The sequence below is a fragment of the Hymenobacter artigasi genome, from assembly GCF_012275535.1.
Taxonomy (GTDB): domain Bacteria; phylum Bacteroidota; class Bacteroidia; order Cytophagales; family Hymenobacteraceae; genus Hymenobacter; species Hymenobacter artigasi.
The window spans coordinates 20,940-33,121 of the sequence record NZ_JAAVTK010000018.1; the positions used below are offsets into that span (position 1 = coordinate 20,940).

8 protein-coding genes are annotated in these 12,182 nt (G+C 63.5%); 5 read left to right on the forward strand and 3 right to left on the reverse strand.

Translation table 11 applies throughout. The annotated features are described in order from the left end of the window. The first annotated feature begins 115 nt into the window (after window positions 1-115). Window positions 116-1,465, forward strand: a complete 1,350-nt coding sequence (locus tag HBN54_RS20415) for a DUF58 domain-containing protein (RefSeq protein WP_235955629.1) — start codon at window positions 116-118, stop codon at window positions 1,463-1,465. Window positions 1,466-1,474: 9 nt separating this feature from the next. Here HBN54_RS20415 and HBN54_RS20420 read toward each other — a convergent pair whose 3' ends face one another. Beyond that, a complete protein-coding gene (locus HBN54_RS20420) occupies window positions 1,475-3,277 on the reverse strand; it encodes a hypothetical protein (RefSeq protein ID WP_168675088.1) in 1,803 nt (600 codons plus the stop codon). 81 nt (window positions 3,278-3,358) lie between these two features. On the opposite strand from HBN54_RS20420, the gene HBN54_RS20425 reads away from it, so the two are divergent. Genes HBN54_RS20425 through HBN54_RS20435 form a run of 3 tightly spaced genes read left to right on the forward strand, consistent with a single transcriptional unit; the run spans window position 3,359 to window position 7,612 of the window. Beyond that, window positions 3,359-5,398, forward strand: coding sequence for a beta-N-acetylhexosaminidase (locus tag HBN54_RS20425; RefSeq protein WP_168675089.1), 2,040 nt, complete (start codon window positions 3,359-3,361; stop codon window positions 5,396-5,398). 59 nt (window positions 5,399-5,457) lie between these two features. Next, window positions 5,458-6,945: a hypothetical protein gene (locus tag HBN54_RS20430; protein WP_168675090.1), complete on the forward strand. Its 1,488-nt coding sequence runs from the start codon at window positions 5,458-5,460 to the stop codon at window positions 6,943-6,945. A 43-nt stretch (window positions 6,946-6,988) separates the two neighbouring features. Then, window positions 6,989-7,612 (forward strand): 3'-5' exonuclease, encoded by a 624-nt coding sequence (locus tag HBN54_RS20435; RefSeq protein ID WP_168675091.1) that lies wholly within the window; start codon window positions 6,989-6,991, stop codon window positions 7,610-7,612. Between the two features lie 51 nt (window positions 7,613-7,663). Here HBN54_RS20435 and HBN54_RS20440 read toward each other — a convergent pair whose 3' ends face one another. Then, a complete protein-coding gene (locus tag HBN54_RS20440) occupies window positions 7,664-7,882 on the reverse strand; it encodes a hypothetical protein (RefSeq protein ID WP_168675092.1) in 219 nt (72 codons plus the stop codon). Window positions 7,883-8,109: 227 nt separating this feature from the next. Between HBN54_RS20440 and HBN54_RS20445 the strand changes: the two genes are divergently transcribed. Then, complete coding sequence (locus HBN54_RS20445) at window positions 8,110-8,289, forward strand: type II toxin-antitoxin system VapC family toxin (protein ID WP_168675093.1); 180 nt, start codon at window positions 8,110-8,112, stop codon at window positions 8,287-8,289. Here the strand turns inward: HBN54_RS20445 and HBN54_RS20450 are convergent. Then, complete coding sequence (locus HBN54_RS20450; protein ID WP_168675094.1) at window positions 8,286-12,146, reverse strand: hypothetical protein; 3,861 nt, start codon at window positions 12,144-12,146, stop codon at window positions 8,286-8,288. The two genes, HBN54_RS20445 and HBN54_RS20450, sit on opposite strands and share 4 nt — an antisense overlap. Window positions 12,147-12,182: the final 36 nt, after the last annotated feature.

Consider the following 12,182-nt stretch of genomic DNA (forward strand, 5'->3'; position numbering starts at 1 on the left):
CATTTCGCAACCGGACAGCCGGCGCGGGGACGCGAACTACGAAGTTCGCGCTACGGTGCGCAGCAGGTTGGGATGAAATTACCGAATATTGCCTTTCCCTTCACGCCGGCTACCCTTGACGTTATTTCTTACCTCCCGTTTTTTCCAGGTGCTGGCGGCCATTGCGGCTGGCTTCGTGGTGGCCTTTTTTCTGCCCTGGCTGCTGGGGCCGATGAAAATCGCCCTAGGCCTCTTCGTGTTGCTGGCGCTGCTTGATGCGCTGCTGCTCTACGCGCCCGCCAGGGGCCAGACCGCGCCAGTGTTTGGGCGGCGGGTGCTGGGCGATAAGCTGGCCAACGGCTCGGACAACGACGTGCGGATTTACCTCGAAAACCGCTACCGCTTTGCCATTCGGACCGAGACGATTGATGAGATTCCGCACCAGTTTCAGCGGCGTGATGTATTGTTCAAAACCGCCATCCAGCCCGGCGAAACCCAGATTATCGACTACCAGCTACGGCCCACCAAGCGCGGCGAATACGCATTTGGGGCGTTGAATATTTACGCCGCTTCGCCGCTGGGACTGGTGCGGCGGCGGTTTCGCTACGCGCAGGGCAAGGTAGTGCCCGTGTACCCGTCGTTCCTGCAAATGCGGCAGTACGAGCTGCTGGCCATCCACAACCGCCTCACGGAGGTGGGCGTGAAGCGCATCCGGCGCGTGGGCCACAGCATGGAGTTTGAGCAAATCCGGCCCTACGTGCCCGGCGACGACCCGCGCAGCATGAACTGGAAAGCCACCGCCCGCCGCGCCGGCACCGGCGCCGCTGATGCGCTGGTAGTAAACCACTTCCAGGACGAGCGCGCCCAGCAGGTATACTGCCTCATTGATAAGGGCCGCGTGATGCGGATGCCGTTCGACGGCCTGAGCCTGCTCGACTACGCTATCAATGCCACACTGGTAGTCAGCAACATTGCCCTGCTCAAGCACGACAAGGCCGGCCTGCTCACCTTCTCGAACCGGCCCGGGGCCATGCTGGCCGCCGACCGCCGCCCCGGCCACCTGCTGAAGCTGCTCGAAATCCTCTACCGCCAGAAAACCAAGTACCTCGAAACCGATTTCGAGCTGCTGTACGCCACGGTGCGGGCGCGCATCAAGCAGCGCAGCCTGCTCATTCTGTTCACCAATTTCGAAACGCTGCACGGCATGCAACGCCAGCTGCCCTACCTGCGCCGGCTGGCCAAAGACCATTTGCTGCTGGTGGTGTTCTTCGAAAACACCGAGCTGCGCGCCTTCCTCGAGGCCCCGGCCGCCACCACGGAGGACGTGTACAACCAGACCATCGCCGAGAAATTTGCCCAGGAAAAGCGCCAGATTGTGCTCGAATTGCAGCGCTATGGCATCTATTCGCTGCTCACCGCGCCCAAGGATTTGACGGCGAACACCATCAACAAATACCTCGAATTCAAAGCCCGGGGGCTGATATAGACCCGTGGCTTAATCATCGAAACCGGTAAGCTGGGCATCATCGAACCGCACGGTGGCCTGCCCATAATGCAGAAACACCACCGTGATGTGGTCGAACTCCTCGTGCGGGGCTTTGATGTAGAAATGCAGCTCCTGTGGCCAGTTGGGTTGCAGGGCGCGCTGGAACTGCACCGTGCGCTCGCGCACAATGCGCGAGCCTTGGCAAAACCGCACCACAAACTGTGTCATTTTTCCTTCCGGCTGTTCACCCTCGGTGCTGCTGGCAAGGGCGCTGCCCTGCACCCACTTAAACTGCCCGGACCGGGCCGCAATCGTGTATTCGGGACTGTGGGGGTGGTCATTGTCGAGCAGCAGCGAGCATTTGTCTTTCAGTGCCGGCTGGCCGCAGGCGCCACTGTCGCTGGTTTCAAAGTCCTGCTGCCATAGCAGCCGGGAGTTGCGCGGCGTGCCCGTGAAATCATAGTCCGTATCGAGCAGCAGCCGGGCCTCGGCCGGCACGGAGTTGTGCCCCAGTATGCGCCACCAGTACGCGCGGGACATTTGCCCCACCACCAGCATGCCGCCATGAGCCTGGTAAGTCAGCCAGAGATTGTAGTAGCAGGTTAAGGCGGCAAACCCGATGTAGGCCAGCAGCCACGGCCGCCGCGTCAGCAGCCAGGCATGGGCCGCCGCAAAGGGCCAGGCCAGCACGGCATAGCTCTGCACCATGGCCCGCTGGCCCAGCGAGCCGCCATACAGCCATTCGTCCCAAGCGAAGGTGACGTATATAAACAGCCCGATAAACACCAGCATGGGCCAGAACGCGGCCGCCTGCTGCCGTCGCAGCGCCCAAAACCCCACCAAGGCCACCACCAGTATGGGCGAATACAGCAGCCAGCCGCTCTTGAAGCTAAAAATACCGACTATCAAGTGCGGATGAAACCAGCTAAACCCCTGGCCCTGGTAGCTATACACCACCCAATCGCCGCTCACGTAGTGCCAGTACAGCGGCTGAATGCCGAGCACGGCCCCGCCCACCAGCCCCGCTGCCAGCAGCAGCCCCGCGTGCTGCCGCCAGAACGCCAGCCGCTCGCGCACCACCGGCCAGGCGAGGCGCAGGCCCCACAGCAGCGGAATAAGGGCCGCCAGGATTTCGCTGGGGCGCGTGAGGACCATGAGGCCCACCGTGGCCCCAATGGCCAGGGCCCGCCCCAGGGTGGGCCGCTCGTAGAAAGCCGGTGTGAGCAGCAGCAGCACCACGTACCAGGTAAACAGCCAGTTATGCGTCATGGCCCCGCCCAGCGCCGTGTAGTTAAAATAGTTGGTTCCCAGCACGATGGCCAGCAGCGTGAGGGCCGTGGGCCACTCGCCAAAGCGCGGCAGCAGCGCCCGCCGCACCAATGCCAGCCCCAGCACCGCCACCAGCAGGCTGGCCACCAGCAGGGCAATTTGATAAGGCGGCGAAAATCCATCGGCGGGGTAGCCCAGCGGCGCGGCCAGCGCGTGCGCCACCAGAAAAAAAGGCAGGTATTGCACAGCCATGCCCGCCGAATACTTCATCACGTAGTGCCCGCTGCCCGGGTGCTGAAAGGCCTGCTGAAAGTCGGGCGTGGGCGCGTAGTCGTGCAGCATTTGCTCGTGAAAACGCAGCTCTTTCAGGTCGTGGTGAATGAAGATGGCGGGTAGATAGAGGTAGTAGCCCGACACGTCCCACGCGATTACCCGGACGGGGCCCCGGTCACTGGAGCCGGGCACGAGGTGGTTTCCCACTAGCCCCACGCTCACAATGAAAAGGCTGCAAAACAGCCACGCCAGCCAGGAAGGTGATTTCATAAAAGGGCAAATTGTTCTAAACTTCGGCAAATTGGGAAGAAATGGCCGTTCTGGAATGGGCGAACCCCGTACTTTGTCGAAATGATGAGATTCTGGAGTTGTCTTGGTGCCTTGCTGGCACTTTTTAGTCATATTTCGTGGGCCCAGTCCCGCCACGGCCTCCTGCCCCTACCGGCCGAGATGCACTGGGGCCAGGGCCGCCTGAACCTGAGAACGCCGCTAAAATTGCAGTTCGATACCCCGCCCGACCCGGCGGTAGCGGCGGCAGCTCGCCGCATGCTGGCCCGGCTGCAAGGCCCGGCCGAACCAGCCAAAGGGCCGGTGCTGCAAATCCGCTACGGCCGCGCGGGCCAGCCCGAGAAGCTTGACGAGGAACGGTACTCGTTGCGCGTGACGCCGATGGGCGTGAGCATCGACGCCCCCACCAGCCTGGGCGTGCTGCGGGCCCTGGCCACGCTGGAGCAGCTGCCCATTATCGAGAAAAAGCAGCGCTACCTGCCCGAAGTAGATATTCAGGACCAGCCGCGCTTTGCCTGGCGCGGGCTACTGATTGACGCGGCGCGGCACTTCATGCCGGTGGCCGTCATCAAGCGCAACCTCGACGGCATGGCCGCCGTGAAGCTGAACGTGCTGCACTGGCATCTCACCGACGACCAGGGCTTTCGCATCGAGAGCAAGGTTTTTCCGCGCCTGCAGACCGTGGGCAGCACCGACGGGCTTTTTTACACCCAGGCCGAGGTGCGCGAAGTGGTGGCCTATGCGGCGGCGCGCGGCATCCGGGTGGTGCCGGAGCTCGACATGCCCAGCCACACCACCAGCTGGATTGTGGCTTACCCGCGCCTGGCCTCCAACGACTCGGTGTACGCGCCTTACCAGAAGTGGCGCACCACCAACGTGGCCATCGACCCCACCCGCGAAACCACTTACACCTTCCTCGATTCGCTGCTGACCGAGATGACGGGCCTGTTCCCAGACCCCTACTTCCACGCCGGCGGCGACGAGAACGACGGCCGCAACTGGCGGCGCACCCCGCGCATCGTGGCGTACATGAAGGCGAACAAAATGGTGAAGGCCGACGGCAAAACCGTGGACAAGCACCAGTTGCAAACCTATTTCAACCGCCGGGTATTGGCCCTGCTGCAGCAGCGCGGCAAAACCATGATTGGCTGGGATGAAATCCTGGGGCCCGACTTGCCCAAGGAAGTAGTCATCCAGAGCTGGCGCGGCAAAAAAGGACTGAGCGATGCCGCCAAGCTGGGCCATCCGGTACTGCTTTCAAACGGCTATTATCTCGACCTGAACTACAGCGCGGCCAGCTCCTACCTCACCGACCCATTGCCGGCCGACACGTCCCTCACGCCCGCCGAGCAGAAGCTGGTGCTGGGCGGCGAGGCCGCCATGTGGGCCGAATTCGCCGACTCAACGGTGCTCGACTCGCGCATCTGGCCCCGGGCAGCGGCCGTGGCCGAGCGGCTATGGTCGGCCCAGGCAGCCACCCAGGACGTAGCCGATATGTACCGCCGGCTCAACCTGCTTTCGCCGCAGCTTGAAACGCTGGGCCTGCGCCACCGCCGCGCGCCCGAGCTGCTGCTCAGGCAAATGGCCGGTACTGCCAGCGTATTACCGCTGCGCACCCTGGCCGAGGTAGTTGAGCCGGTGAAGGAATACAAGCGCCATTTTCAGGGCTATGACTACACCACCGCCAGCGTACTGAACCGCCTGGCCGATGCCGCGCCATCCGAGTCGGAAGTAGCCCGCCGGTTTGCCGTGCTGGTAGATAGCGTGGTGGCTTTCAAGCCCACTTCCCCCAACTGGCTGCCCGCCTCGCTGCGCCAGTTGGCGGCGTTGCGGGCCCAGGCCATCCGCTGGCAGGCCAATGACATCATGCTCCAACCCCTGCTGGCCGCTAACCCGAGCCTGACCGAATACGGCCCGCTCTCCACCCGCCTCGCTGCCGTGGCCACGGTGGTGCTGGAGCGCCTCACGCAGCTACAAACCGGCAAGTCGCCCTCGCTGGCCTGGCTGGCCGCCACCCGCGCCACCCTGGATGCCGCGCAGGCCCCCGCCGGCCAGGCCGAATTGGCCGTGGTGAAGGCCGCCCGCAAGCTGGCCGGGCTTTAATTTTATTTGCGGCCGAACATCATGCAGAGCGCCGTCAATTTTCAGTAGCTCCCCCGACTTTGCCTATTTCTAAGCTACGCCTGTATCTGCTCCGCCTGGCTTTGCTGCTGGCGCTACTGCCCTTTCTACTGCTCACCGCCTTCAACCAGCCGTTTTTCGACGACTTCCGCAACGCCTACTGGATGCGGGAGCACGGCACCTGGGGCGTGCAGCTGTGGCTGTTTCAAACCTGGACCGGCCGCTTCACCACCACCTTCATTATGACGGTGCTCAACCCCGTGGCCTACGACTGGCTGGCTGGGGTGAAATTGGTGGCTGCCACCGCATTTGTTGCGCAGTGGGCCAGTCTGGCGCATTTGCTGCGAGTGCTGGGGCACACGGCTTTGCGGCGGGCCTGTTCCTGGGGCCAGGCCCTGTGGGCGGCGGGGTTGCTGCTGGCGCTGTTCTGCAATGCCGCGCCCTCACCGTTTTCGTTCCTGTACTGGTTCAGCGGCATTGTGGCCTATCAGCTGCCGCTGATGGGGCTGTTGAATTTCACGGCCCTGACCCTGCGGGCTGGCTGGGGGCCTGCCCCGGCGCAGTGGCGCAACGCGGGACTGGCCTGCCTGCCCTTGGTGCTGGCCCTCACCGGCAACGAGCTGACGCTGGTGCAGGCTGTGCCCGTACTCGCGCTGCTGGGCTTCGCGCTGCCCAAAAATGCCCGCCCCAAATTGCTGCTGTGGCTAGCCATCGGCGCAGCGGCTGTCGCGCTGGCAGCGGCGGCTCCTGGCAACTGGGCCCGCGTGGCCGCCATGGCCCCGCCCTCCGACCCCTACCACGCCTACCGCTGGCTGGTACTCGCCCCCCGCGCCTTGTATTCGATGGTGCTGTTTCTAGGTAAGCCGCTGGTTGCGCTGAGCGTGCTGGCGGCCGGAGTAGCGGGGCTTCTAATTGGGCGCCAACAATTAACTAAAGACCAACCCGCTAGTGCTCTTTCGCATCGGCAATGGTGGGCGGTGGCATTAGCGTTTGGGCTGCTGAATTTCATTGGGTTCCTGCTCTTCCGGCACTTAGTAGTAGGTGCGCCATTGCCCCGCGCGCAGAACGAGATTCTGCTTGTACTCCTGCTTTCCACGGCCGGGCTGGGGTGGCTGGTGGGGCAGCAGCCGCTGCATTCTGGTGGCGGGGGCAAGGCGCGGCAATGGCAGCTTCGGCTGTTGCTTGTGCTGTTGTTCATGGGCGCATTTGGGGCGGGCCATGTACCCGAAGCCTGGCGGGAGCTAGCCACCAGCGCTGCCCCGTTCGATGCCCAGATGCAGGCCCGCTTTGCCGCGTTGCGGGCGGCGCACAGCGCCGAGAAGGTTCAGGTTACGCTGCCTCCATTGCGGCTGGCCTATGGCCGGATACTGGCGCCCCTGCATCAATTCAGCTCGGATATTGAGTTTGATATTGACCTCACGCCGGGCTGCGCGGGCACAATTAACGGCGTGATGGAGCGCTACTTCGAGGTGCCCGACGTGTGCTGCGACGCGGCCGCCCCGCCCCTGCCCGCCCCTCAATCGCCCTGATGCGATAGCGCAGATTAGCCCTGCAACGGCTAACTTGCTTATTATGCAAGCTGACATTACCCGGGCTCTGGCCAACCTCGACTTCACGGCCATTGACTTTGAAACCGCCAATGAGCGCCGCGACAGTGCCTGCGCCGTGGGCGTGGTGCGGGTGCGCGGCGGCCAGATTGTGGAAACCTACGCCACCCTGCTGCGCCCCCGCGTGCTGCGCATGGACTGGCGCAACCAGCAGGTGCACGGCATTTCGGAAGCCGAGCTGCACCACGCCCCCAGCCTGGCCGACGTGTGGCCCCAGCTCCTGCCCTATCTGCACCAGCAGCCCGTAGCGGCCCACAACTCGGCCTTCGACGTGAGCGTGCTCGAATACAGCTGCCGCGATTTCGGCCTGCCCATTCCCGCCTTCCACGCCCTATGCTCGGTGAAGCTGGCCAAACTGTGCTGGCCCCATTTCGAGCGCCACAAGCTCGACCACGTAGCCGGGCAATTCGGCATCGCCCTCAACCACCACGATGCGCTGAGTGACGCCCGCGCCTGCGCCGAAATCACGGTGCGCGCCTTCCGCTCGGGCACGGCCTTGCCGCTGTGCTTCAAGCAGCGCGAGCTCACGGCCGGGCTGGCAGCCCGGGCGGCCAAGCAGGCGGCGAAAGCAGAGGTATGGCGCCATTAAACTAGAAGCGGCGGGGCAGCGTTAGCACCTCGGACGATTAACTTTCGGCTTCTAATCAACTATCTGCTCATAAATCCAACCATCAACCTCGAACCCATCCCGCCTAAAAAGCCGGGTATCAATTCGTACCGCCCCGAGGACATCAAGCGTTGGGGTGTAGAACGGTTTCTTGACCACCAAGCCCAGGCGGGTCCGTTCCCAATGCCGGCCATTCACTTTACAGACGAGGAAAACCGGCGCATGGACGAGATATTGGAACAGGAACGCCAAGCCTCCGCCAATGGTCTTTGATACAGATTTGGTTGTCGAACACATCCGGCGCGGTATAACGCTGCCCGCCCGAACTATTTTGTCGGTGATTGTGGCAGGCGAACTCGAAGCCTTCGCGCTGAAAGCCGATTGGGGCTATCAGAAAGTCAGCGTAATGCGTGCCATCCTGGAAAGATTTGGCATAATCGACATAACGGAGCGGCTACTGCCGGCTTATGCCCGCATCGATGCTTACAGCCGAATTAGAACCGCTGCCCACCGGCATGTCGGCCCGCAACATGGGCAAAAATGATTTGTGGATTGCTGCCACGGCGCTCTTCTTCGAGTTGGAGCTACATACCGCTGATAAGGATTTCGACCACCTCACTCCGCTGGGACTGAAAGTGGTGCGGCCCTCAACGCCCTAAAACAGCACCGCCACCTGCATGCGGCCGGTATGCACGGTGTTGAGGTTGCTGGCTTTGCGGCCGTCGTAGGCCAGCGTGATGTTGAGGCCGTTGCTGAGGCGCTGCTCCACGTTTAGGTTCCAGGTGAAGTTGCTGCCGGGGCGCAGGGCGTTGAGGATTTCGATGGCCACCACGGAATTAAGGGCGGCGGGGTCCACGTCGAACTGCACGCGGGTGAAGTGCGTGGCGGCCGAAATGGTGCGCTTGCTTACCTGGCTCAGGCGGGCTTCAAGGCCCAAATCATCAAAAAAGCCGGGGTGGGTTTCGGCCGGGGTGGGCGTGGGCAGCGTGGGCAGGGGCGCATCGAGGGTATTTTGCTTGAAGGTGTGCGCATAGGTGCCCGTCAGGCGTAGCACGGGCGTGGGCTGGTAGCTGATTTCGGGCTGAACGGTGTAAATCAGCAGGCGGTAGTTGCGGGCCAGCAAGTAGCTGCTGGTGGCTTCGCGGATGTCACGCGAGCCCGTGAGGCGGCCCGTGAACGAGGCAGCCAGCGTGCGGCGCAGCAGCACGCTCTGCGTGGTAAGGTTGCGCAAATCGGAGCCCTGGGCGAGCAAGGTTTTCTGCTGGGTCTGCTGCACCGTGAATTCTGCCCCAAAAATGGGGTTCGACCGGTTGAAATACAGCGTGTTGCGAAACAGCTGATTGAAAGCCAGCAGCTGGGCATCCTCCTTATCAAAGCTGAACGGGCTGAGGCGCTTGAGCACGGCCGGGTCGGTGGTGCGGCGGTCTACAGTGATGCTGGTGAGCGTGGCGAAGCGCGCCGCCGCCGCCCGCCAGCCGCCGGCTTCGCGCCAGCCGCGCGGGGCGCTGGTGGTGAGGCGGTAGGCCAGCCGGTTGGTGAAGGCGGTGATGTAATCGGTGGTGGGCAGGTATACTTTGATATAGGTGCGGTACTGCGCGTCCGGCGTTTGGGCCTCAAAAAACTCGTCTTTGTCCTCGCGGCCGTTGCCGTTGAGGTCGCCGGCATAATAGTGCGTGCCCTGCCCCGCCGGCACAGCCAGAAACGAATAGTCACGCTTCAGCTCGCGGCCGGTGGCCACGCTGTAGTTCAGCTCGGAGCGGATTTGGTTTTGCAGCAGGCCGGCGTTGTAAAACACTTGGCCCAGCACCGTGCGGTTGCTCGCCAGGCCCAAGGAGTCGAGGTCGCGGAAAGTACCCAGCACCCTGATATCCTGGGTTTTGCCCAGGCGCGAGGCCAGCGTGGCCTGCCAGGTTTGAGCGGTGCCGCGCCGTTGCAGGGCGTTTTGCTCGCGGTTGGGGGTCTGGTCGCGGCGGTAGGCGTAGTCGAGCCGAAACTGGGTGCGGGCCGAGTCGCGGCTCTGGATAAACACGTCGTGCTCATCGAAGTAGTTGGCCGAGCGAATGGTGTCAGTAGTCGCGGAGCTTACGCGGTTTTTATCGAACCGATAGGTGTAGCCGGGCACGATTCGGCCGCCCACGAAGCGCCCAGTGGCCTCGCCCCGCGCCCAGCTGGAATGGAAGCGCCCGGCATCCGAATTCAGCAAAAACAGCGAGCCGCGCATCTCCAGGTTGCCCACCTTCTGGGCCGCGTCCAGCCAATGCTGGAGCCCGTTCACCTCGCCAGGCCGGAAGCGGCGGCTCAGGCGATAATTAACGCCATTGTTCGCATCCTTATTAGCCCCCACACTGAAGTTGAAGATATTGTCCTCCCGCGCCACGGGCGTGGTGCCGGTAGCCGGTGTGGTGCTCACGTTGCTCCAGTTCCGGTCGAATTCAATGTCGCGGTAGCGGTCAATTGGCGCGAAGCGCTTGCCGGTGTACTCGTAGTCGAGCGACGAGCGCAGGCGGTAATCCTTCAGAATGCCATTGGCCAGCGCGGCGGGCAACCGTCGGTTCTGCACCACGTAGCCGACGTGCATGGCCCCATCCTGGTCGCTTTCCGTCGAGAAGCGGTTGCGGTCGAGGCGCGAGCGGGCCACGTCCGCGAACACCGTTGTGCTGCTGTCCAGCTGGTAGCTGAGGCCGGCCGTCACCAGCTGCTTCAGCAGCGGCGTGGGGATGAGGCGCACCGGGCGGTAGCGGCCCAGGCCCGGCCCCAGGTACTCGTACACGGTGCCGTTGGTGGTGAGGAAGCGCGGGTTGGTGCTGCGCACGTAGTCGCCATTGCCCTGGCCCACATCGGTGAAACGCACGGTGTAGGAGCCGCGCAGCGAGTCAATCGGCGTATCGGCCCCCACGTAGGTGAACACCGGCACGCGCTGGCTGCCCACCAGCCGCAGCTCGCGGTGGTACTGCACAATGCGGCGGTCGTAAGTCACCGAATCGCCGCCGGTGGCGGTGGCCACGGCCACGTTGCCGGCGCGGCGCAGGGCGGCGCGCAAGGTGTCGTTGAGGTTGAGGTTGGGGGCGTTGTCGGGGTTATCGGCTTCCTGGTAAAGGTTGGCGTGCACGCTCAGGCGGCCCAGCTGCTGGTAGTGGCTGGCGGCCACCAGCGAGCGGGAATAGTTGAGGTCGGAATACTCGAAATCAATCTTAATCCGCGAGTTGCGGGTGATGAGGTGGCGCGGCGTGAACGTGACTTCGGCCAGGTTGTAATCAATGGTGTAGTCGGCATCGAAGCCCCGGCTTTGTAGGCGGCCGTCGAGGTATACCTTCTCCGAATTGGCCAGCACGATGATGAACTGCTCGCCGTTCGGTCCACTGAGGCGGTACGGCCCCTGCACGTTTTCGATGGGCGGCACATCGATACTGGCAAATTTGCCCTTGGCCGTCCCGCCCGCTATCGAGGTCGACGAGCGCCAAGCCAGCCCCTTGCGCACCCCGGCGCTGCTCACCGTGGTGCCGGTCACGCCGGCCCGGTCGCCCACTCCCCGCTCCCCGCTTCCCGCTCCCGGCAGCCGGTTGGGGTCCGTGAGCTGGGGCTGGCTGATGGCCGGCGGGTTGAGCGTGGCCGGCGACGGGCCAGCCACGCCACCGCCCGGCACTTGCCCGGCCACCCCGTTCAAAAATACCGCGTTGGCCACGCCCTGCGTCGCCCCAAAACTGCTCAGCCCCACAATAGGCGGGCCGAAATTGGCCTCTACGGCCGCACCCTGAATGTTTTTGTAGTAGCGCAGGAAGTAGTCGGGCTTGTTGCGCAGCACCACGTCGCCGGCCGTCAGGTTCCAGTTGGGGTTGGTGAGGGTGATGTAGATTTTATCGAACTGCTGGAGCTGCTGGGTATTGCCCTCGGGCTGGAAAGGCACGTTCTGGTCCGAAATGGCGGCCGTGAGGTGGATATTCTCCGCCAGCTGGCCTTCCAGCTGCAGGTTCAGGGCCGAGTTCACAAACACATTCTGGGTATTGCCAAAGCTCAGCCCCCGGCTCAGATTACCGGTTTTGCTCACGCCCGGCGTGTTCAGAATCTGCTCTTTCACCGAAAAATCCTCGAACCGCGAAACCACCTGCCGAAACCCCAGGCTGTCCATCAGGCTGCGGGGCCGCCGGAAGCGCGCCGCCGTGAGCCGCAACGGCAACACCCGGTAGCACACCAGAATAGAATCGGCCAGGCCGGTGCCGCTGCTATCACGCGGCGCGGGCCGCACCCAGCGGTAGCGGTCGGTGCGGCCATCGTAGTCGGCCCCGCGCCCACTGATGAGTACCGACGAAGGCACCACCGTCAGCGAATCCAGAAGCGCGAAACTGATGGTGTCGCGGCCCGGCGCTAGGCGCACCCAGCGGCAGCGCCGGGTGCTGGGCGGCGGCGCCTCACCCTTTGAAACAGGCCGAATCTGGGCCTGCGCCTCCCAACCAACAAAAAAAAGCGCCGCAACGAGCAGGCCCACCAAGGGGAAGCACAGGCGTAAGCGACGAATCATGCGGTAAAGGTCGGGTTTGGCAGGTAACGACACGAA

Bases quoted from the DNA above. Each gene is read 5' to 3' on its own strand.
- HBN54_RS20445 (WP_168675093.1), top strand. From the start codon at position 8,110: ATGCTTACAGCCGAATTAGAACCGCTGCCCACCGGCATGTCGGCCCGC.
- HBN54_RS20435 (WP_168675091.1), top strand. From the start codon at position 6,989: ATGCAAGCTGACATTACCCGGGCTCTGGCCAACCTCGACTTCACGGCC.
- HBN54_RS20425 (WP_168675089.1), top strand. From the start codon at position 3,359: ATGATGAGATTCTGGAGTTGTCTTGGTGCCTTGCTGGCACTTTTTAGT.
- HBN54_RS20420 (WP_168675088.1), bottom strand. From the start codon at position 3,277: ATGAAATCACCTTCCTGGCTGGCGTGGCTGTTTTGCAGCCTTTTCATT.
- HBN54_RS20450 (WP_168675094.1), bottom strand. From the start codon at position 12,146: ATGATTCGTCGCTTACGCCTGTGCTTCCCCTTGGTGGGCCTGCTCGTT.